This window comes from Streptomyces sp. NBC_00669 (assembly GCF_036226785.1).
Classification (GTDB): domain Bacteria; phylum Actinomycetota; class Actinomycetes; order Streptomycetales; family Streptomycetaceae; genus Actinacidiphila.
Genome location: NZ_CP109018.1, coordinates 3,918,085 through 3,938,154, shown reverse-complemented (window position 1 = coordinate 3,938,154; position 20,070 = coordinate 3,918,085). Strand labels below are relative to the sequence as shown.

Annotated in this window: 18 protein-coding genes; 9 read left to right on the top strand and 9 right to left on the bottom strand. The window is 72.0% G+C overall.

Annotated features, from left to right (window positions below; translation table 11 throughout):
• Positions 1–139 precede the first annotated feature (139 nt).
• The 5 genes from OG896_RS16205 to OG896_RS16185 all read left to right on the top strand — a co-directional run bounded on the left by OG896_RS16205 (position 140) and on the right by OG896_RS16185 (position 2,520).
• On the top strand, positions 140–799 hold the full coding sequence (locus tag OG896_RS16205; RefSeq protein ID WP_329366123.1) for a hypothetical protein: 660 nt from the start codon (positions 140–142) through the stop codon (positions 797–799).
• Positions 800–828: 29 nt separating this feature from the next.
• Positions 829–1,014, top strand: a complete 186-nt coding sequence (locus tag OG896_RS16200) for a hypothetical protein (RefSeq protein WP_328467645.1) — start codon at positions 829–831, stop codon at positions 1,012–1,014.
• Between the two features lie 123 nt (positions 1,015–1,137).
• Complete coding sequence (locus tag OG896_RS16195) at positions 1,138–1,533, top strand: BlaI/MecI/CopY family transcriptional regulator (protein WP_328467647.1); 396 nt, start codon at positions 1,138–1,140, stop codon at positions 1,531–1,533.
• Between the two features lie 9 nt (positions 1,534–1,542).
• The gene (locus OG896_RS16190; RefSeq protein ID WP_328467649.1) at positions 1,543–2,061 is read left to right on the top strand and encodes an amino-acid N-acetyltransferase; all 519 of its coding nucleotides are present in this window, start codon (positions 1,543–1,545) and stop codon (positions 2,059–2,061) included.
• A 120-nt stretch (positions 2,062–2,181) separates the two neighbouring features.
• Complete coding sequence (locus OG896_RS16185; RefSeq protein WP_328467651.1) at positions 2,182–2,520, top strand: histone-like nucleoid-structuring protein Lsr2; 339 nt, start codon at positions 2,182–2,184, stop codon at positions 2,518–2,520.
• On the opposite strand, the gene OG896_RS16180 is transcribed toward OG896_RS16185, so the two are convergent.
• Positions 2,451–3,035, bottom strand: coding sequence for an SCO3374 family protein (locus tag OG896_RS16180; RefSeq protein ID WP_329366119.1), 585 nt, complete (start codon positions 3,033–3,035; stop codon positions 2,451–2,453). The two genes, OG896_RS16185 and OG896_RS16180, sit on opposite strands and share 70 nt — an antisense overlap.
• Positions 3,036–3,522: 487 nt before the next feature.
• Between OG896_RS16180 and OG896_RS16175 the strand changes: the two genes are divergently transcribed.
• On the top strand, positions 3,523–6,042 hold the full coding sequence (locus OG896_RS16175) for an ATP-dependent Clp protease ATP-binding subunit (protein WP_328467655.1): 2,520 nt from the start codon (positions 3,523–3,525) through the stop codon (positions 6,040–6,042).
• A gap of 110 nt (positions 6,043–6,152) precedes the next feature.
• Here OG896_RS16175 and OG896_RS16170 read toward each other — a convergent pair whose 3' ends face one another.
• The gene (locus OG896_RS16170; protein WP_329366116.1) at positions 6,153–9,515 is read right to left on the bottom strand and encodes an NACHT domain-containing protein; all 3,363 of its coding nucleotides are present in this window, start codon (positions 9,513–9,515) and stop codon (positions 6,153–6,155) included.
• Between the two features lie 7 nt (positions 9,516–9,522).
• On the bottom strand, positions 9,523–9,885 hold the full coding sequence (locus tag OG896_RS16165; protein WP_329366114.1) for a trypco2 family protein: 363 nt from the start codon (positions 9,883–9,885) through the stop codon (positions 9,523–9,525).
• Between the two features lie 342 nt (positions 9,886–10,227).
• Here OG896_RS16165 and OG896_RS16160 point away from each other — a divergent pair, with 342 nt between their 5' ends.
• Positions 10,228–10,968, top strand: a complete 741-nt coding sequence (locus OG896_RS16160) for a M23 family metallopeptidase (protein WP_329366112.1) — start codon at positions 10,228–10,230, stop codon at positions 10,966–10,968.
• A 162-nt stretch (positions 10,969–11,130) separates the two neighbouring features.
• Here the strand turns inward: OG896_RS16160 and OG896_RS16155 are convergent, their stop codons facing one another.
• Positions 11,131–11,715 carry a TetR/AcrR family transcriptional regulator gene (locus tag OG896_RS16155; protein ID WP_329366110.1) on the bottom strand — a complete coding sequence of 195 codons (585 nt, stop codon included), beginning with the start codon at positions 11,713–11,715 and terminating at the stop codon, positions 11,131–11,133.
• A 210-nt stretch (positions 11,716–11,925) separates the two neighbouring features.
• Here OG896_RS16155 and OG896_RS16150 point away from each other — a divergent pair, with 210 nt between their 5' ends.
• A complete protein-coding gene (locus OG896_RS16150; protein ID WP_329366109.1) occupies positions 11,926–13,518 on the top strand; it encodes an MDR family MFS transporter in 1,593 nt (530 codons plus the stop codon).
• Between the two features lie 159 nt (positions 13,519–13,677).
• Here the strand turns inward: OG896_RS16150 and OG896_RS16145 are convergent, their stop codons facing one another.
• The 5 genes from OG896_RS16145 to OG896_RS16125 all read right to left on the bottom strand — a co-directional run bounded on the left by OG896_RS16145 (position 13,678) and on the right by OG896_RS16125 (position 18,962).
• On the bottom strand, positions 13,678–14,928 hold the full coding sequence (locus OG896_RS16145; protein WP_329374054.1) for a sensor histidine kinase: 1,251 nt from the start codon (positions 14,926–14,928) through the stop codon (positions 13,678–13,680).
• Between the two features lie 451 nt (positions 14,929–15,379).
• Entirely contained in the window at positions 15,380–16,063 is a 684-nt protein-coding gene (gene cseB, locus OG896_RS16140) for a two-component system response regulator CseB (RefSeq protein WP_329366106.1), read from the bottom strand.
• Positions 16,064–16,067: 4 nt separating this feature from the next.
• Positions 16,068–16,871, bottom strand: coding sequence for a hypothetical protein (locus OG896_RS16135; RefSeq protein WP_329366103.1), 804 nt, complete (start codon positions 16,869–16,871; stop codon positions 16,068–16,070).
• Positions 16,859–17,389, bottom strand: coding sequence for a SigE family RNA polymerase sigma factor (locus OG896_RS16130; RefSeq protein WP_329366101.1), 531 nt, complete (start codon positions 17,387–17,389; stop codon positions 16,859–16,861). Before OG896_RS16130 ends, OG896_RS16135 begins: the two co-directional genes overlap by 13 nt.
• Before the next feature lie 502 nt (positions 17,390–17,891).
• Positions 17,892–18,962 (bottom strand): A/G-specific adenine glycosylase, encoded by a 1,071-nt coding sequence (locus tag OG896_RS16125; RefSeq protein WP_329366099.1) that lies wholly within the window; start codon positions 18,960–18,962, stop codon positions 17,892–17,894.
• A gap of 295 nt (positions 18,963–19,257) precedes the next feature.
• Between OG896_RS16125 and OG896_RS16120 the strand changes: the two genes are divergently transcribed.
• The gene (locus OG896_RS16120) at positions 19,258–20,037 is read left to right on the top strand and encodes a hypothetical protein (protein ID WP_329366097.1); all 780 of its coding nucleotides are present in this window, start codon (positions 19,258–19,260) and stop codon (positions 20,035–20,037) included.
• Positions 20,038–20,070 lie beyond the last annotated feature (33 nt).

The window sequence follows — 20,070 nt, the reverse complement described above, 5'->3', positions numbered from 1 at the left end:
GGACAGCCCCGCCGACCGGGTAGCCGCGCAGCCGCGCGGACGGCGCGGCTTCCCGGCGAGCCGCGCGGCGATACGTGAGGTTTGTCCGCTTAACGATTAATGTCCATGCATGCCAACGCCACATGGAAACCGAGGGGGAATGGCGTTCAGCGCGGACGAGGTGCGCGTGCTGCGGCGCGCGCTCGCGGAGGTGCTGGGCCCGCACAGAAGGGCGGGGGTGCCCACTTTGGTGGTCGCGCCCCGCCCCGCGGAGTACGTGCAGGACTGCCTGCGGCTCGCGGACGGCCTGGAGGACGCCGTACGGGAGGCGGGCCGGATGCGCGCCTTCCAGCAGGCCGAGCTGCACCGCTACCGGCTGGCACTGCCCGGCGCGGTGAGCGGCTATCTGGACCGCCTCGCCACCGCCCTCGCCGGCGGCTACCTGCCCGGTCCTGACGACCTCGCCGCACTGCGCCGGCTGCGCGTACTGCCCAGCGGAACCCCGGAGCACCACCGCCGCACCGCCCTGCTGCGCCGCTGCGAAACCCTCGCGGAGAACGACGTACGCCAGCGTCTGGAGGCCCACATGCCCGCCCCGCGCCGCCTGCTGACCCTGCCCCTGCCGGCCGCCGCCACCGCGGCCGGAGCCGCCGACGATCCGAAGCCGCGGCCGGCCCCGACCCCGGGTGCCAAGCCGAAACCGGCCACCCCGCCGCCCGCCGCCGAACCCCGCGACCCGGGCCGTCGCACCCCCACCCCGGCCGAGATCTGGCCGCCGAACCGGCGGGACCGCAAACCGGACGAGGCCCGCTCCGCCTAGCGCGAACGGGGGTGGCTACGCTGGGCGGCATGGACTACATCTCGGCCATCGTGCCGCCGCTGGTGATGGCGGTGCTTTTCACCGCCCTGATCGTCACCATCGTCAAGAACCAGGGCGGCGCCAACAAGGCCAAGGAGGACGCGGCCGTGGACGCCGCGCTCGCCGCGGCCGAGGCCGCCCGGGCCGCCCGGGTCGCCACCCCCGAAGAGCGCTGACCGGCCCAGGTGCGCCGCCACCCGGCGCACCGGCCCGCCGCTCGACCGCCTCGCCACTGCCCCGAAAGTCGCGAAGAGCGGTAATTACGACATTCGTCGCGTTCCGCCCGTAGTATTTCCGGTGTGCCCCGACCACTCGGAGAACTCGAAGACGCCGTGATGACCCGGGTGTGGGAGTGGAACCGCGCGGTCACGGTTCGTGAGGTACTCGAAGACCTCTCACGGGACCGTTCCATCGCCTACACAACGGTGATGACCGTAATGGACAACCTCCGGCAGAAGGGGTGGCTGCGCCGTGAGGCGGAAGGCCGCGCATATCGCTATGAGGCGGTATCGACGCGCGCGGCGTACTCGGCCGCACTGATGAACGAAGCCTGGGCGGCGAGCGACAACCCCGCCGAGGCCCTCGTGCACTTCTTCGGCATGATGTCGCCGGAACAGCGCGAAGCCGTGCGGGACGCATTGCGCATCATCCAGTCCGTGGACCCTGGCGGACCGGAGGAACCCGAAGGGCGATAGCGTCCGCCCATGCCCCTGATGTCGAATGACGTGACCATCCGCCGGGCCCGAACCGGCGATGTCCCCGCTCTGCGGCGGCTGCTGGACTCCTATGCCAGGGACGGCATCCTGCTGGACAAGGCCACGGTGACCCTTTATGAGGACATCCAGGAGTTCTGGGTCGCCGAACGCGACGAGGACGCGGATGTGGTCGCCTGCGGCGCGCTGCACGTGATGTGGGAGGACCTGGCCGAGGTCAGGACGCTCGCCGTGCACCGCTCGCTGCGCGGGGCCGGTGTCGGGCACCAGTTGCTGGCGAAGTTGCTGCACACTGCCGGCTGGCTCGGCGTCAGACGTATTTTCTGCCTCACCTTCGAAGTCGACTTCTTCGCCCGGCACGGCTTCGTGGAGATCGGTGAGACCCCGGTGGACGGCGATGTCTTCGGCGAGCTGCTGCGTTCCAATGACGAGGGTGTCGCCGAGTTCCTCGACCTGGAGCGAGTGAAACCCAACACCTTGGGTAACAGCCGGATGCTGCTGCAACTCTGAGACCGGTATGTCCGGATCGCGCTGGCGCACGGGGGAGCCACTTCGCGCAAGGGGTTTGTGTTTTTCGGTGAAAGGCGCTTTGCTTTTACCGTTAATCCGTTTTCGATGAAAGGGAAGCCGGTGGCACAGAAGGTTCAGGTCCTTCTTGTGGACGACCTCGACGGTGGCGAGGCCGACGAGACCGTGACGTTCGCGCTCGACGGCGTGACGTACGAGATCGACCTCACTACGGAGAATGCCGACAAGCTGCGCGGGCTGCTCAACCCGTACACGGACAGTGGTCGCCGCACCGGCGGTCGCGCCGGACGCGGGCGCACCAAGGCCGTGCGCGGTGGCAGCAGCTCGGGTCAGGACACCGCGAAGATCCGCGCGTGGGCCAAGGAGAAGGGCTACGAGGTCAACGACCGCGGCCGCGTCCCCGCGACCATCCGTGAGGCGTACGAGAAGGCCCACGGCTGATCGGGGCAGCGGGCCCGCAGCGTGACGCGGTGGCAGGCGGTCGCCAATGCGGCCACCAGCGTGCCGAGCCCGACGGGAACCCCCGTTTCGTCGGCCTCGGGAGCGACACGCAGCGCGGGCACGGTCGACTCCACGTCGAACCCAGGCCGAGGAGGCCGCAGCCACACCGGTGCGGATCGGTCGTACGCGGCCTCCCTGCGGCCCCACTCGGGGTGCGCGGGGGCCCGCAGGCTCTGCCCGGCGCCCAGGGCCGCGAGGTCCAGCTCGATGCCCCCCCACTCAAGCCACTCCAGCAGCCCGGGCAGCTCCTCGGCCGTTCCGGCGGCGACCAGCAGCCGCACCCGGTGGCCGTCCAGCGCGACCGGCCCGAGCAGACCCGGGCGGGAGAACCGGCTCAGCATCGCGAAACCCGCCTCCGCCGGCACGTCGAGCGCGTCGAACCGCACCCCCGTGACCAGCGCCGGGGGCGGGCCCCCGACCAGCGGCCACCCCAGCTCGTGCTCGTACCAGCCCATGCCGTGTCAACTGCCGCTCCAGCGCGCTGGTTACGTGCCGTCCGGATTCGAACACACCTGGTGATGCGGGTGGCGGCGGAGCTTCCGGCCGGGGTGACGGCAGGGGTGACGGCGGGGGAGACGGCAGGTTGGTCGCAGATGGCCGGAAAGCGGCGCGGGTTGTTCGCCCGTAGCGCAGAGCCGAGTGCCCTCGCGGTGTGGATTGTCGGCCACCGAGGGTAAGAAGTACCTAGTGGGACGGGCTGGTGTTCGGGCAGGCGGGGCGGGCGTTCGCCACGGGCGTACTGATTAAGGGGGCATTCGCCTGGCCTGCGGGAACATCGTCTCGCACCATCGAGGTTGTGGGAGTGACGTCAGCCGGTTGCGCGGCTTTCCTCGCGAGAGCGGGGGTGATTCGTGAGCGGCGCCGCTGTGCGGGACTAGCATGCGGAAGGACAGGGAGGGGACCGACCCCTCACTGCCCGACCGCTCTGAGGAGCGATTAACGATGTTCGAGAGGTTCACCGACCGCGCGCGGCGGGTTGTCGTCCTGGCTCAGGAAGAAGCCCGGATGCTCAACCACAACTACATCGGCACCGAGCACATCCTCCTGGGCCTGATCCATGAGGGTGAGGGTGTCGCCGCTAAGGCCCTGGAGAGCCTCGGGATTTCTCTTGAGGCGGTCCGCCAGCAGGTGGAGGAGATCATCGGGCAGGGGCAGCAGGCCCCGTCCGGCCACATCCCCTTCACTCCCCGTGCCAAGAAGGTGCTGGAGCTGTCGCTCCGCGAAGCCCTTCAGCTCGGCCACAACTACATCGGCACCGAGCACATCCTGCTCGGCCTGATTCGCGAGGGCGAGGGCGTCGCCGCCCAGGTCCTGGTGAAGCTGGGCGCCGATCTGAACCGAGTCAGGCAGCAGGTCATCCAGCTGCTGTCCGGTTACTCCGGCGGGAAGGAGTCGGCCACGGCCGGCGGGCCGGCCGAGGGCACTCCCTCGACCTCGCTCGTCCTGGACCAGTTCGGCCGCAACCTCACCCAGGCCGCTCGTGAGTCCAAGCTCGACCCGGTGATCGGGCGCGAGAAGGAGATCGAGCGGGTCATGCAGGTGCTGTCCCGCCGGACGAAGAACAACCCGGTGCTCATCGGCGAGCCCGGCGTCGGCAAGACCGCCGTCGTGGAGGGTCTGGCCCAGGCGATCGTGAAGGGCGAGGTGCCCGAGACGCTGAAGGACAAGCAGCTCTACACGCTTGACCTCGGCGCCCTGGTGGCCGGCTCGCGGTACCGCGGTGACTTCGAGGAGCGCCTGAAGAAGGTGCTCAAGGAGATCCGCACCCGCGGCGACATCATCCTGTTCATCGACGAGCTGCACACCCTGGTGGGCGCCGGCGCGGCCGAGGGCGCGATCGACGCGGCCTCGATCCTGAAGCCGATGCTGGCCCGCGGTGAGCTGCAGACCATCGGTGCCACCACGCTCGACGAGTACCGCAAGTACCTGGAGAAGGACGCCGCGCTCGAGCGCCGCTTCCAGCCGATCCAGGTCGCGGAGCCGTCGCTGCCGCACACCATCGAGATCCTCAAGGGCCTGCGGGACCGGTACGAAGCACACCACCGCGTCTCCATCACCGACGAGGCCCTGGTGCAGGCGGCCACGCTCGCCGACCGCTACATCTCGGACCGGTTCCTGCCGGACAAGGCGATCGACCTGATCGACGAGGCGGGCTCGCGGATGCGCATCCGCCGGATGACCGCGCCGCCGGACCTGCGCGAGTTCGACGAGAAGATCGCCGAGGTGCGCCGGGAGAAGGAGTCCGCGATCGACTCGCAGGACTTCGAGAAGGCCGCCTCCCTGCGGGACAACGAGAAGCAGCTCCTCGCCGCGAAGTCCAAGCGCGAGAAGGAGTGGAAGGCCGGCGACATGGACGTCGTCGCCGAGGTCGACGGCGAGCTGATCGCCGAGGTCCTGGCGACCGCCACCGGCATCCCGGTCTTCAAGCTGACCGAGGAGGAGTCCACCCGGCTGCTGCACATGGAGGACGAGCTCCACAAGCGCATCATCGGGCAGGTCGACGCGGTCAAGGCGCTCTCCAAGGCGATCCGCCGCACCCGTGCCGGCCTGAAGGACCCCAAGCGTCCCGGCGGCTCGTTCATCTTCGCCGGCCCGTCCGGCGTCGGTAAGACCGAGCTGTCCAAGGCGCTCGCGGAGTTCCTCTTCGGCGACGAGGACGCGCTGATCTCGCTCGACATGTCCGAGTTCAGCGAGAAGCACACCGTCTCGCGGCTCTTCGGCTCCCCGCCCGGATACGTGGGATACGAAGAGGGCGGCCAGCTCACCGAGAAGGTCCGCCGCAAGCCGTTCTCGGTCGTGCTCTTCGACGAGGTCGAGAAGGCCCACCCCGACATCTTCAACAGCCTGTTGCAGATCCTGGAGGACGGTCGGCTGACCGACTCCCAGGGCCGGGTGGTGGACTTCAAGAACACCGTCATCATCATGACCACGAACCTCGGCACCCGGGACATCTCCAAGGGCTTCAACCTGGGCTTCGCCGCCCAGGGCGACACCAAGTCCGGGTACGAGCGGATGAAGAACAAGGTCAGCGACGAGCTGAAGCAGCACTTCCGCCCCGAGTTCCTCAACCGTGTGGACGACGTCATCGTCTTCCCGCAGCTCAGCCAGGAGGACATCCTCCAGATCGTCGACCTGATGATCGGTGCGGTGGACGAGCGGCTGCGCGACCGCGACATGGGCATCGAGCTGAGCATGGAGGCGAAGGAACTCCTCTCCAAGCACGGCTACGACCCGGTGATGGGCGCCCGGCCGCTGCGCCGGACGATCCAGCGCGAGATCGAGGACACGCTCTCCGAGAAGATCCTCTTCGGCGAGCTGCGCCCCGGCCACATCGTGGTCGTGGACGTCGAGGGCGAAGGCGAGAGTGCGACCTTCACCTTCCGCGGCGAGGAGAAGGTCACCGTGGCCGACGCCCCGCCCGTGGAGACGGCCGGCGGCGCGCCGAACCTCTCCAAGGAGTGACGCCGCGCTCGGCGTGAGCCGAGCGCGCGTGTGCGCCTACCAGGGCCCGGCCCCGGCACCCCGCGAGGGGAGCCGGGGCCGGGCCTTTCGGGTTCGGCGCGGGGGCCTGGTCAGAACGTGACGGTGACGTGCGCGGGGAGGGCGTCGGCGTTCAGGTTCGCTGCCGGGGCGATGCCGTGCAGGGTGATCCGGCTGAGCCGGGGCAGCGCCGCGAAGGGCGCCAGGTCGATGGGCGGCCGGCTGGCACTGCCGTAACGCTCCAGGGGGCGGATCGACAGATCCTCCACGCCCGGGAAGTGCCGTGGCACGTCGACCGGCAGTCCGTCCCGCACCGCCGTCACGTACAGCACGCGGATGCCTGGCAGCGGTGGGAAGTCCTCCTCGAACAGCTCGGCGATGTCGTCGCTGACGGCCAGGGAGGTCAGCTCGGGCAGCGATGCGAGCCGGTCCCAGTCGGCGCGGGCGAACCGGCCTGTCAGCGGCGAGTGACAGCCGAGGTGCACGATCTTGGTCAGCCGCTCGATGCCCTCCAGCCCCCGGGCCCCGTACGCCGTGTAGAAGTGCGTGACGGACAGCCCGTCGGGGAGCGCGACCGGGCCCGGCCAGGTGGGGTCGTCGCCGCTGATCGCGAGGGACGTGAGGAGCGGGAGGTTACCGAGGCCGCTGAGGTCGATGCTGGGCGATAGTCCGTTCAAGTTGAGGCCGATCAGTGGCCGGCCCGTCAACGGCGACAGATCCGTGAGGCCGGCGCATTTGCCGAGCCGCAGGTCGCCCAGCTTCGGCAGCGCGCCCAGCTTCGTCAGCATCTCGTCGGTGACGGGGTCCGCCCATTCGAGGGCAGTCAGACCCTGGGCGCTGAGGAGGTCGTCGAATCCGCCGCCAAGTGTTGCGAAGGCGCTAAGGATCTCGATTCCGCCGAGCGTGAGCACTGCGCGCAGATCGTCGATGGACCCGACGAAATACCGCGTGTCAGCTCGCGGCAGCCGGTCCATGACTTCTGCCGCGAAGTGCTGCCGGTCGACACCGAGGGGGAAATGGGCCAACCGCTCGCGCACGCTGTCCACGGGGTGATCCGTGAAGCGTGCCAGTACGGGCACTGCCGGGTCGCCGCCGATCAGCCAGGCGGTGTACACCACGGCCTCCGCCTGATCGTCGTCCAGCCCCTCCGGTCCCGGCAGGAGCTCCAGCACCATGGGGCCGACTTCGGCCAGCTTCTTCGCCTCGCCGAAAGAGCGTGGCGGGATCAGCGCGGCCCCCCGCTTCTCGACCTCCGACCGGACCGACGGGTCCAGCTCCGTCGCGTGTTCGAGACAGGCGAGCGCGAGGAGGTGGAGGCGGCTGCGGTGGGTCTTCGTGCGGTCGCCGCGGGTGAGGAGCTTCTTGAGCAGGCGGGCGCGCTCGTCGGGGCGGGCGTGGGCGACGGCCATCCGGATCACGTCGGCCCACTGGTCGTGGTGGGCGTTGCGGACCATGAGGTCGAAGTCGCGCTCCTCGATCGCGGCCTTCGCGGCGAGGTAGTCCTGGAAGGTGCGGTGGACGAAGTCCACGGTGGTGCCGGCGACCGGTTCGCGGATCAGGCCGCTGCGGTCGAGCAGGTGGCGGTAGACGTCGGGGGCGGAGCCGAGCGCGGCCTCGACCGCGGGCATCGCGGGCAGCGAGGCGGCCACCAGCTCGACCGCGTCGGCCCGGTCCATCTCCGCCTGGCCGTTCTTCACCAGCCAGTACGCCAGCCGTTGCAGCAGCTGGATCTGCGGGGCCTCGGTGAGCAGGGGTTCGAGGTCGCGCTCGCGGTCGCGGCGGTTGAGCAGCATCGACAGGGCGGCGTCGTACAGCTCCTTGCGGCCGGTGGGGAGGTAGCCGTTGCGGTCGCGGTGCAGGGCGCAGATGAGGCCGCACATGAGGGGGTTGGTGGCGAGCCGGGCGAGGTCCTGCTTGGTGTGCAGGGCGTCGTGCAGGGAGCGCTCGTACGCGTCGAGGCGGGCCAGCTCCTCGGGGTCGCCGGGCACGGTGGCGCGGGCCGCGTCGTGCCAGCGGGCGGTGAACGCGCGGATGTCGGCGCGGCTCATCGGGGCGAGGGTCAGCTCGGTGAAGCCCATGTCGGCGAGCCAGGAGTCCTCGACGGCGGAGGGGCGGGAGGTGACCAGCCAGCGGTTGCCCGGGTAGGTGTCGAGCAGCAGGCGCAGCCACTCGCCGACCCGGGTCCGGGTGCGCTCGTCGACCTCGTCCAGGCCGTCGACCAGCACCAGCGCGCGCCGGTCGGTGAGCACCTGCTCGGTCCAGCCCGGGGGAGCGGTGAGCGGGGTGCCCACCGAGGTCAGGAATTCCGCGGGCATCGGCAGCCGCTCCTGGCGGGCGATGGTCCGCAGCGGGAGGACGTACGGCACCAGGCCGTGCAGATGGCGCAGGTGCTCGCCGAGGTCCTGGCGGGCGGCGCCGACCGCGAGCCACTGCACCAGCGTGCTCTTGCCGGAGCCGGCCACCCCGCGCAGCAGCACCCGGTCCTGCCCGGCGAGCGCCCGCTCGGCGGGGAGCGGCCCGGTACGGACGGCGGCGCCGCCCGCGATGTCGGTCGCGGCCCGGCCGGGCGCCCAGCCGTCGGCGCCGGTGCCGCGGTCGGCGGTGACCTCCAGGCCGTAGTACGCGCTGTCCAGCGGCCAGGTGACGCGGGAGCGGGCGGTGAAGTCGATGCCGAAGATCCGCAGGGTGCCGTGGTGCCGGGCGAGGTGGTCGGCGTAGCGGGTCTCGAAGTCCGGGGGGCGGCGGGGCGGGCTGACCAGGCGCGGGACGCGGTATCCGTGGGCGGTCAGGGCGTCGACGAAGGTCTCGTCGCCGAGCAGGCGGGCGAGCGGGGTGAAGGCGATCCGGCTCTGCTGCCAGCCGTTCTGCTGGGCGACGACCACGCCGAGCAGGGCGCCGCCGGTGAGGACAGCGGCACCGGACAGGCCCGCCCACGGCGAGGGGCCGTCGGTGGCGGTCGTGGGTGGGGCGCCGTCCACGACGAGCACGCCGTACTCGCTGAAGAGGTTCGAGCCGGGCTTGTAGGTGCCGATGACCTGCTCGGTGTCCAGCCGGTCGCCGTCGAAGCGCTGCACGTGCGGGAAGCCGATCGCCTCGCAGCCGGCGATCGGGTCGAGGGACGCGGTGTCGGCCCAGCGGTCGGCGGGGACGGCGCGGCCGGAGAGGGCGTCGGGGAAGGCGTCGTCGGGGGCGAGCCGCTGCTCGCCGGCGACCAGCGCCACGTCGATGCCGCGCCCCGGGTCGTACCAGGTGCCCACGCGCCGGCCCTCGGCGCCGATCGGCCCGCCGGGCGTGGTGAGCCGTACGGGGGCGTCGCCGGCGACGACGTGGGCGGCGGTCAGCACCAGGGTCGGGGTCAGCAGGTAGCCGCTGCCCTGGACGTGGCCGGACTGGAGGACGGCGAGGCGGCGGGGCGCGACGTGCGCTGCGACGCGGGGTGCCGGGTGGGCGGGCACGGGGCGGTCAGCCCTCGTACTGCACGCTCGACGCGTCCCCGTCCCGCGGGGCTCCGATCACGAGGAAGTCGCCGGTGGCGGACTTCGGGTGCAGGGTCAGGGAGACGGTGTGGGTGGCGCCGGAGGTGCGGGCGGCCTCCGCGCCGGCCTCGACGATCCACGCCTTGACGCCGCCGCGGCCGGTCCTGGTCCGCTGTAGCTCCACCGTGAACTCCATGTGGATCTCGCCGACCTCGAACCGTACGTTCGCGCCGGCGCCGCGCACCGCGCCCTCCATCAGCCCGGCCCGTACCGCCTCGACGGCGTCGGCCAGCTCCATGCCGGTCAGCGCGGGCCCGGCCGCGTCCTGGGTCTGGTCCTGTGCGGTCATGGTTCTTCCGCCCCCCTCTCGGCCCGGACCCGCCGGTCCGGGAACGCTCGGAATCCTCCGCCGGAGCCGCGTCCGATGCTCCACGGAAAGCCGTTCCCACCGTAGTGCCGGTGAGGTGTCCCACGTGACGCGGACCACTTACTAACGGAAATAGTGCGTGGGGCGGGGGTGTGTACCTACAAGGAACCTGCATCGGGCAATTCGGACATCAAGCATCTTTTCGGCTACGAATGTCCGTAGTAAGGGGGGTCCTTGCCAGTGCCCGGAATGTCGGGTTACCAAGGATTCGCGACGGACCGCTGCCGGATTCGCCGCTCCCCCATCCAGTGAGGTCATTTCTTCATGCGCAAGAACTCAACGACGCAGAACCGCTCCCCGAAGACCGTCACCCGCGGCCGGGTCGCCGTAGTGGGCGGCGGCCTGGTGGTGGCGCTCGCGCTGGGCTCTACGGCGGCGTTCGCCGCCACGTCGCACTCCTCCTCCCAGGACGCCGCGGCCTCCCAGAGCGCCTCGGGCTTCATGTCGGCCGAAACGGTCGCCAGCATCTCCGACGCCGTGCACGCCCAGGCGGTCAGCCAGAAGACCGCCGCGGACCAGACCGCGGCCAAGGCGAAGGCCGACGCCAAGGCGAAGGCGGACGCGAAGGTGAAGGCCGCCGAGAAGGCCAAGAAGCTCCAGGCGTCGTGGGTCACCCCGACCACCGGCTACAAGCTGGGCGCGGGCTACGCGCAGGCGGGTCCGCACTGGATTCACACCCACTCCGGCCAGGACTTCGTCGTCAACAGCGGCACCACCGTCCGCGCCGCGCACGAGGGCACCGTGGTGACGGCCGGCTGGGGCGGCGCCTACGGCAACAACATCGTGATCAAGCACGGGTCGCACCTGTACACGCAGTACGGCCACCTGTCGAAGATAGGCGTGCACGTGGGCGAGCACGTGAACACCGCGGAGAAGATCGGCCTGTCCGGCTCCACCGGCAACTCGACCGGCCCGCACCTGCACTTCGAGGTCCGGACCACTCCGTACTACGGCTCCTCGGTCGAGCCGCTGCACTTCCTGCGCGCGCACGGCGTCAACCCGTAAGGCGGGCGCGACCCTCGAAATGGGGACCCGGGCATCGGTGATGCCCGGGTCCCCTTCGCGTGTTCCGCCGCCGTGCCCGCCCTGGTGCGGTGGTGCCGGGGCCCGGGGGCCCCCGTAGTCCCGAGCCCCGCGGCCCCGCGTCCCTATGCCGGGCGTCCGGCCTCAGCCGGTGACGAGGTCGGCGTCCGCCTGGGCGACCAGGTCGAGGGCGACCGCGAGGACGGCCGCGCGCTTCTCCTCGGCGCCGCCCGCGATGTTCTGCATGGCGAACATCCCCGCGTGCATCGCGAAGAGCGCGGTCAGCGAGCGCACCTGCGCGGTCATCGGCGAGTCCGGCTCCTTCAGCAGCTCGCTGAGCGCGGTGATCCGGCTCTTGAAGGACTCGCCGATGGCCAGGTCGCGAACGGTGGCCTGGTTCTCCTGGAAGAACCGGAAGAGGTCGGTGGCGCCCCACAGCGCGTCGCCGTAGCGGCGCAGCAGCTCCTGCTTGGTGTCCAGCGTGCGCGGCTGACCCTGGGCCCAGGCGATCAGCTCGTCGATCGGGGCCGTGAGGTCCTCCGAGACGCTGATCAGGATGTCTTCCTTGGTCTTGAAGTGGTAGTACAGCGCGGCCTTGGTGACATCCAGTCGCTCGGCGATCTCTCGCAGCGACGTCTTCTCGTACCCCTGCTCGGCGAAGAGCTTCAGGGCGACGTCCTGGATGCGGCGGCGCGTATCGCTGCGCCGAGCGTGGTGCGGTGTAGCCATGGCGGTCGCTCTCCTGCTGCACTACGCGTGACCTCGGACGGTCACGGCGTGACGGGCCCACTCACGGTACGGCCCCACCACGACCTTACGCACTTACTTGACGCCCGGCTAGTTAGGGTCCTACCTTGCTGCTGGACGAGATAACTAGCCGGGCGGCAAGTAAGTTCAGTGAACGACTCCGCCCTCCTCCCGGAGGAAGGGACGCCGGTCATGACCCAGACCGACACGCCTCGCAGTGACACACCGCCTGCTGCCGCCGAACCGCGCCAGCGCAGCGTGCGGGTGGTGATGGGGGGTCTGCTGATCGCCATGCTGCTCGCGATGCTCGACAACATGATCGTGGGCACCGCGATGCCCACCATCGTCGGCGAGCTGGGTGGCCTCAACCACCTGTCGTGGGTGGTCACCGCCTACACCCTGGCCACCGCCGCCTCCACCCCGATCTGGGGCAAGCTCGGCGACATGTACGGCCGCAAGGGGATCTTCCTCACCTCGATCGTGCTGTTCCTGGTCGGCTCGGCGCTGTCCGGGATGTCCCAGTCGATGGACCAGCTCATCGCCTTCCGGGCGATCCAGGGGCTGGGCGCCGGCGGCCTGATGGTCGGCGTGATGGCGATCATGGGCGACCTGATCCCGCCCCGCGAGCGCGGCAAGTACCAGGGCATGATGGCCGGCGTGATGGCCGTGGCGATGATCGGCGGCCCGCTGGTCGGCGGCTCCATCACCGACAACTGGGGCTGGCGCTGGAGCTTCTACATCAACCTGCCGATCGGCGCGGTCGCGCTGACCGTGATCACCATCGTGCTGCACCTGCCGAAGAAGAAGCCCGGCGGCGCGGTCCGGATCGACTACCTCGGCGCCGGCCTGCTCACCGTCGCGATCACCTCGCTGGTGCTGCTCACCACCTGGGGCGGCACGCAGTACGCCTGGGGCTCCGCGCAGATCCTCGGCCTGCTGGTGCTCGGCCTGGTCGCGCTGGCCGGCTTCCTCTTCGTCGAGACCCGTGCCGCGGAGCCGGTGCTGCCGCTGCGCATCTTCCGCAGCCGCAACTTCTCGCTGATCTCGGTGGTCGGCTTCCTCGTCGGCTTCACGATGTTCGGCGCGATGACCTTCCTGCCGCTCTACCAGCAGACCGTGCAGGGTGCCTCCGCCACCAACTCCGGCCTGCTCCTGCTGCCGATGCTGCTCGCGATGATGCTGGTGTCCATGGTCGCCGGGCGGCTCACCTCCAGCACCGGCCGGTACAAGGTCTTCCCGATCGTCGGCGGCGTGCTGATCACCGTCGGGCTCTACCTGCTGTCGACGATGGGCGTCGACACCTCCCGCACCACCTCCGGCATCTACATGGCCGTGCTCGGCGCCGGTATGGGCTGCATCATGCAGATCACCCTGCTGGTGGCGCAGAACAGCGTGGAGATGCGGGACATGGGTGTCGGCTCCTCCTCGGCGACGCTCTTCCGCACCATCGGGGGCTCCTTCGGCGTCTCGCTGTTCGGCGCGCTCTTCTCGCACCGGGTGCAGGACGTCATGACCGCACGCCTGGGCGACAAGGGCTCGGCCGCGCTCGGCGGCGGCGCCCAGCTCGACCCCAAGGCGGTCGCGCGCCTGTCGTCCACGGTGAAGGACGGGTACTTCCACGCGGTGTCCTCCGGCACCCACCAGGTCTTCCTGTGGGGCGCGATGGTCAGCGTGCTCGGCTTCATCGCCGCGCTGTTCGTCATCGAGACGCCGCTGCGCGGGTCCGGTCCCAAGGCCGCGGACCCGGCGGACGGCGGGGCGCCGGTGCCGGTCGACGCGATCTGAGAGCGCGGTCCCGGGAGTACGGGGCCGGGAGTACGGGGCTGGGCCTTGGGAGTACGGCGCCGGGCCGGGGGTGGATGGGGCTGGGGGCCGGGCCCCCGGCCCCGCTGGGCTGACGTGCCCGGCTGAGCCTCCTGGCCGCGTCGAGCCGACCGGCCAGGATCAGGCGCGGGGGAGCAGGAGCTGGGCGATGGCGCCCCCGCCCTCCGAGGCGGGGGCGTTGCGGAAGGTGAGGCGGGCGCCGAGCACCCGGGTCTGGCCGACCGCGATGGTCAGCCCCAGGCCGTGGCCGCCGCCGGCGCGGTCGGTGCGGCCGGTACGGAAGCGGCTCGGCCCCTCGCGCAGCAGGTCGGCCGGGAAACCGGGTCCGTGGTCGCGGACCCGGACGAACGCACCGTCGACCAGGACCTCGATCCGGGGCGCGCCGTGCCGCAGCGCGTTGGCCAGGAGGTTGCCGAGCACCCGCTCCAGGCGGCGCGGGTCGGTCTGCACGACGGCGTCCTCGGCGACCACCACCTCGGCGTCGGGCGCGAGCACGGGCACGCGGCGGCGGACGAACTCGCCGAGCGCGATCTCCTGGAGCTCGGGGTGCTCGGCGGCGCCGTCCAGCCGGGCCACTTCGAGGACGTCCTCCACGAGGGTGCGCAGCGCGTGCACCCGGTCCCGGACGAGCTCCGACGGGCGGCCGGGCGGGAGCAGTTCGGCGGCGGTGAGCAGGCCGGTGACGGGGGTGCGCAGCTCGTGCGCGATGTCGGCGGTGACCCGGCGCTCGGCCTCCAGCCGCAGCTGGAGCGCGTCGGCCATGCCGTCGACCGCGCGGGCCAGTTCGTCGGTCTCGTCGCGGACCCGGCGGCCTCCGATCGCCTCGCGCACCCGCACCTGGGTGTCGCCGTCGGCGACCTTGCGGGCCGCGGTGGCGGCCTTGCGCAGCCGGCGCGACATCCGGCCACCGATCAGCACGCCGATCGCGGTGCCGCCGACCACCACCGTGATGGAGCCGACGATGAGCGCCTGGTCGAGGTCGACCAGTACGGAGTAGCGGTCGCTGAAGGCGCTCTTGAGCGACAGCACGTGGTGGCCGCCGGCCGGGGTCTCGGCCCAAACGGTCGGGGCGCCGTGGCGGCCGGCGGCGACGTAGGTGGCGCGCTGGCCCTTGGCGGCGTAGCTCTTGAGCGCCGGGGGCAGGTCGGGGTCGTCGAGCCGGGCGTAGAAGACCAGTCGGCCGGTGGCCTCGTAGATCCGCAGCGCGGACTGGACGCGTTCGTCCTGGACGTCCCGGGTGGAGTTGATCATGCTGACCCGGGCGGCGTTGTGCACGACCAGGCTGAGGGTGAGGACGACCAGGGCGGAGACCGCGGCGATGGCCGCGCTGATCTTCCAGCGCAGGCCGCGGCGCAGGAGCAGGCGGCGCAGCAGCGGGTGGCGCCGCAGGACGCGGCGGGCCCTGCGGGTCAGGCGGGCGGAGAGCCGGCCGAGGCGGCCGAGCCGGGTGGACAGGGACGGGCGGGTGCCGCGGGGGGCCGGGCGGTCCGAGGGGCGCCGGCGGCGACGGGACGAGGGGCCCGGGTCGCCCGGGTCGGTGAGGTCGGAAGGGTCGGACCGGTCATCGCCGGGGGCGCCGGGGAACGCGTGGAACGGCTCGCCGTCGAGGAGTTCGCGATCGAGCGGGTCGAGCGGGTCCGGCGGGCCCGGTACGTCCGGTACGTCCGGTGAACCCGGTGCGGGCGGCGCGGCCGGCGGATCGGGCGGCGCGGGGAAGCGCTCGCGGGCCGGGCGCGGTATCGCGGCCGGTGCCGGAACGGTGGCGGCCGGATCGCGGGCGGGCCCGGGAACCGGCGAACGCGGCGGCTCGTACGCGGCCACCTCAGGCCCTCAGCTTGTAGCCGAAGCCGCGTACGGTCTCCAGCCGGTCCTGGCCGATCTTCGTTCGCAGCCGCTGCACGTGGACGTCGACCACGCGGGTGTCGCCGCCCCAGGCGTAGTCCCAGACCCGGGCCAGCAGGCGGTCGCGGGACAGCACGGTGCCGGGGGCGCCGGCGAACTCCAGCAGCAGCCGCATCTCGGTGGGGGTCAGCGCCAGCCGGCGGCCGGCCCGGGTGACCTCCATGCCCTCCGGGTCGATCTCGATGTCCCCGAAGGACAGCACGGCGCCCTCGTCGATCTCCTCGCTGGGGGAGGCGGCGCGGAAACGGCGCAGCACCGCGCGGATGCGGGCGACCAGCACCGCGCCGTCGAACGGCTTGGTGACGTAGTCGTCGGCGCCGGCCTCCAGGCCGAGCACCACGTCGATCGCGTCGGCCCGCGCCGAGACCATGATCACCGGGACCATGGACTCGTCGCGGATGCGGCGGCAGAGGCTCACCCCGTCGATGCCCGGCACCATCACGTCGAGCAGGGCGAGGTCGGGCTGCCGTGCCCGGAACGACTCCAGCCCGGCGACGCCGTCGGGGGCCGCGGTGACCTGGAAGCCGTCGCGTTCCAGGGCGAGCGTGGTCGCCTCGCGGATGACGTCGTCGTCCTCGACGAACAACACGTGGGTGGCGGCCATGTCCCTATCGTCCCCCACTCGCGCTGCCGACCCGCGCGGCGCCGGCCGAGGACCTGGGTTCCGCGGTGGCGGAGGGCGTCCGGGAGGGCGACGTGGTCGGGTCGGTGTCCGACGGCAGTCCCGGGTCGAGCGGTTCGGAGCTGGGCAGCGGCGCGGGCTCGGTGGAGGTCGGCTCGGGCTTCGCGGAGGGCGTCTTCGCGCCGAAGTCGAAGTAGGAGCGGGAGACCTGGAGGAAGTGGGTGCCGTGCCAGGCGTAGGTGACCGTTTCCTCACCGGTCGGGTACGCCACCGCGTCGTCGGTCCGGTAGACCTCGTGGACGACCTGGAGCCGGCCGTTGATCACGCTGCCGTAGACGGGGGAGCGCTCGTCGGCGAACACGCAGCGGTACTTCGTGCCGGTCATCCGGTACACGTAGGCGGCGATGCCGAGGCCGTCGCCGCAGGTGGTGACGTTGACCACCAGGTCCGGGCCGTCGCCCGAGGTGAGGTCGCCGGAGTCGGTGTCCAGCGGGTAGGTGGCGTCGGACGCGTCGGACGGGCTGGTGCCGTCGGAGTCGTCGTCGGCGTCGCCGGCCGTGCACGGCTCCAGGTCCTCCCGCACGTCGGCGCTCACGCTGGAGTCGCGCCGCACCATCCCGGCCAGCGCGGCGGGGTCGGCGGCGAGCGCGGGCGCGCCGGTGTCCGGCGTCTTCATCGTCGCGGTGGGCGCCGGGCCCTCCTGCCGCGCACCGGTCACCGTCGTACCGCAGCCCGCGGCCGTGACGCAGGCGAAGGCACCCACGGCGGCGGTCAGCGCTATGCGGCGCACTGGCTCTCCCTCCGCGTGTACCCGTACCTGCCGTGCTCCAGCTCGTGCCGCAGCCGGGCCAGCGCCCGGTGCAGCGTGCTCTTCACGGTACCCGCCGACATCCCCAACGCACGGGCCGTCTCCTCGGTGCTGAGCTGGCCGTAGTGCCGCATGATCACCACCTGCCGCTGCTGCGGCGCCAGCACCCGCATCACGTCGCGCAGCATCTCCCGGTCGGCGCGCTGCTCGGCGCCGTCGTCGACGCTCGACTCGGGCAGGTCGCCGGTCGGCACCTCCTCCAGCCGCCGGCTGCGCCACCACTCGGTCCTGGTGTTGATCATCACCCGGCGCATGTACGCGTCCGCGAGCCGCTTGTCGGCGATGCCGTCCCAGCGCGGGTAGGTACGCACCAGCGCGGTCTGCACCAGGTCCTGGGCGTCCACCGGGTCCGGCACCAGTCGCCGGGCACTGCGCAACAGGGCGTCCTGCCGGGTCCGTACGTACTCCTCGAACTCCAGAACCCCGCTGCTCGCCGCCATCTGTGCCGCCTCCACCCCGCCGATAACGCTCTACCGTTCACGGGCCGACGAGAACGCCTCCCACGGCCGCTATCGACGCTACGAACCGGATGTTGGGCTTTGGCGACCAGCACCGCACGACGACCGCACAGCAACCCATCGGTTGTGTAACAGCGCCTGGGGGAGGGGGCGGAGAGGGGCGCGGCACCGATATGCGGGCGGGCGTCCCGGGCGTCCCGGCGGTCGAGCGGCGGGGGAGCGGACGGCGGGGGAGCGGGACGCCGGGCGGCGGTAAAACGGTCGCCGGGGCCGGGCGGTGGCGTGAGCGTGCGGGGCGGTGACACCAGGGTGCGGGCTGTGGCAGAGCGGCCCCTTGCGCCGCCCGGGCGGAGGTACCCCCGCCCGGGCGGTCGCGGGGGAGCGGCGGGATCTGCCGTGACACCCTCCGGGGGTTCGCATCCCTCCGGCCCGCACCTGCACCCGCACCCGCACCCGCACTGCGCACGGGAGTCGGCCGGGTCGGTCAGACCGGCAGGCGAAAGTGGTCGTCGGGCAGTTGCTCCACGAGACCGTCCGCGATCAGGCCGTCGAGCGCGCGGGCACGCTGTACGGGCTCGCTCCAGGCGGTGTCCAGCAGGGCGCGCGGCACCGGGTTGCGGCTCGCCCGCAGGATCGCCAGCAGCCGGCCGCGCACCTGCCGGTCGGTGCCCGCGTACGTCTGGCCGCGCCGCGGCGGGCCCTCGTGCGCGGGGGAGCCGGCCAACCGCCAGGCGCAGCGGGCCGCCAGGGGACAGCTGCCGCACCGCGGGGAGCGCGCCGCGCACACCAGCGCGCCCAACTCCATGGTGGCCGCGGCCCATCGCGCCGCGGTGCTGTCGTCCTCGGGCAGCAGGGCGGCCGCGATCTTGCGCTCCGCAGCCGTCGTGGCGTTCGGCGGGTACTCCACACCGGTGACGACCCGTGCGAAGACCCGTCGCACGTTCGTGTCGAGAACGATGTGCCGCCGGCCGTACGCGAACGATGCCACGGCTGCCGCGGTGTACTCCCCGATGCCCGGCAGGGCCAGCAACTCGCTGTGCTCGCGGGGTACTTCGCCGTCGTGCTGATGTGCTATGGCCGTCGCGGCGGCGTGCAGCCGCAGGGCGCGCCGGGGGTAGCCGAGCCGGCCCCAGGCCCGGACCGCCTCGCCCGGCGACTCCGCGGCGAGGTCGGCCGGGCGCGGCCAGCGCTCCAGCCACTCCGCGTGCACCGGCAGCACCCGGTTCACCGGGGTCTGCTGCAACATGAACTCGCTCACCATCACCGACCAGGCGCCCGCGTCGGGCCGCCGCCAGGGCAGGTCCCGCGCGTGTTCGTCGAACCAGTCGATCACGGTGCCGTGCAGGGCCCCGGCGGCGGGCAGCACGACGGGAACGGGCGCCGGGGAGTCGGATGAGGGAGCGGGCGCGGGTTCGGGTTCGGGTTCGGGTGCGGGCGTGGAGGAAGGGGTGGTCACCGGCGCGGGGCGGGCGGAGCCGCCGGGGGCGCCGGCCGCGGCGTCGTCCGTCGAGAGGGGCGACGCCGGAAGCTGGGTGGAGGAGAGGTCGTTGCTCATCGCGGGTCGATCCTCGCACATGCCAGGGACAATGGACACGGACAGCTACCGATGATCACGTCAGAGTGACGACGGGGTCGGGGGTGCCGCGGATGGCGCCGGGCGGCGGCGAGTTGGGGTGCCGAGAGGGGCAACTTCGGGGCGATGTAAACGTGATGATCGGCAAAGAGCGGACGTATGGCGGCGGGTGGTGCGACACCACGGTACTGATCTCCCCTAGAGTGCGTCTGTGGGCTCTGTGCGCAATCCCGTCGGACCTCTGCCATCGTCTATCTACTGGCGGCGGCGGGCTGTTTTGCTGTGCCTGCTCGCGCTGGCGGCGGCGATCGCGGTATGGGTGGTCAACTTCCGTGGTGGCGGCGGAGGCCACGGGGCGAGCGCCCCCGCCGACTCGCACACCCCGGCGGCCACGATCACCCCGGGTCCCACGCCGTCCGGCCCGCACAACGGCGGGGAGCCCGGCGGCCGCGACACCGCGCCGAGCGACTCCTCCGGCGGCTCGTCCGGCGGCGGCGACAACGGCGGTGCGGGCGACGGCTCTTCGAGCGGCGCGGGTGACGGCGGCGCGGGTGACGGCGGCTCCGCGGCAGGCGCGGGTACGGCCGGCTCCGGCAGCGGCGGCACCGGCGGCACGGTGCCGGCGCCCGGCCAGGAAGTGCCGGCCGGTTCCTCGCTGCCGACCTGCGCACCGGGCACCGTCACGCTCTCGCTCAGCAGCGTGCGCAACTCCTACCAGCCCGGCCAGAACCCGGAGTTCCGGCTGGTGGCGACGAACTCCGGCGCGGCCGGCTGCAAGATCGACGTCGGGCCGAAGAGCGCGGTGTTCACGGTCACCGGCGCGCCGGGCGCCAGCCACGTCTGGGCGTCGGACGACTGCCCGACCACCGGCTCCCACCTGCTCCAGGTCCCCGCGCACTCCTCGATGTCCTACACGCTGAGCTGGAACGGCAAGACCAGCTCGCCGCAGTGCGCGAAGCCGAAGGGCGCGCAGGCCAAGCCCGGCACCTACCTGGTGCAGCTGCAGAAGCCCGGGTACGGCAGCAAGCAGGCGTCCTTCCAGCTCACGGACGACTGAACCGACCGGACGTCGACTGAACCGGCCGGACGC

What these genes read in the sequence shown, in the direction of transcription:
- OG896_RS16205 (WP_329366123.1), top strand. Translation starts at nt 140, where the DNA reads ATGGCGTTCAGCGCGGACGAGGTGCGCGTGCTGCGGCGCGCGCTCGCG.
- OG896_RS16200 (WP_328467645.1), top strand. Translation starts at nt 829, where the DNA reads ATGGACTACATCTCGGCCATCGTGCCGCCGCTGGTGATGGCGGTGCTT.
- OG896_RS16190 (WP_328467649.1), top strand. Translation starts at nt 1,543, where the DNA reads ATGCCCCTGATGTCGAATGACGTGACCATCCGCCGGGCCCGAACCGGC.
- OG896_RS16180 (WP_329366119.1), bottom strand. Translation starts at nt 3,035, where the DNA reads ATGGGCTGGTACGAGCACGAGCTGGGGTGGCCGCTGGTCGGGGGCCCG.
- OG896_RS16175 (WP_328467655.1), top strand. Translation starts at nt 3,523, where the DNA reads ATGTTCGAGAGGTTCACCGACCGCGCGCGGCGGGTTGTCGTCCTGGCT.
- OG896_RS16165 (WP_329366114.1), bottom strand. Translation starts at nt 9,885, where the DNA reads ATGACCGCACAGGACCAGACCCAGGACGCGGCCGGGCCCGCGCTGACC.
- OG896_RS16160 (WP_329366112.1), top strand. Translation starts at nt 10,228, where the DNA reads ATGCGCAAGAACTCAACGACGCAGAACCGCTCCCCGAAGACCGTCACC.
- OG896_RS16155 (WP_329366110.1), bottom strand. Translation starts at nt 11,715, where the DNA reads ATGGCTACACCGCACCACGCTCGGCGCAGCGATACGCGCCGCCGCATC.
- OG896_RS16150 (WP_329366109.1), top strand. Translation starts at nt 11,926, where the DNA reads ATGACCCAGACCGACACGCCTCGCAGTGACACACCGCCTGCTGCCGCC.
- cseB (WP_329366106.1), bottom strand. Translation starts at nt 16,063, where the DNA reads ATGGCCGCCACCCACGTGTTGTTCGTCGAGGACGACGACGTCATCCGC.
- OG896_RS16130 (WP_329366101.1), bottom strand. Translation starts at nt 17,389, where the DNA reads ATGGCGGCGAGCAGCGGGGTTCTGGAGTTCGAGGAGTACGTACGGACC.
- OG896_RS16125 (WP_329366099.1), bottom strand. Translation starts at nt 18,962, where the DNA reads ATGAGCAACGACCTCTCCTCCACCCAGCTTCCGGCGTCGCCCCTCTCG.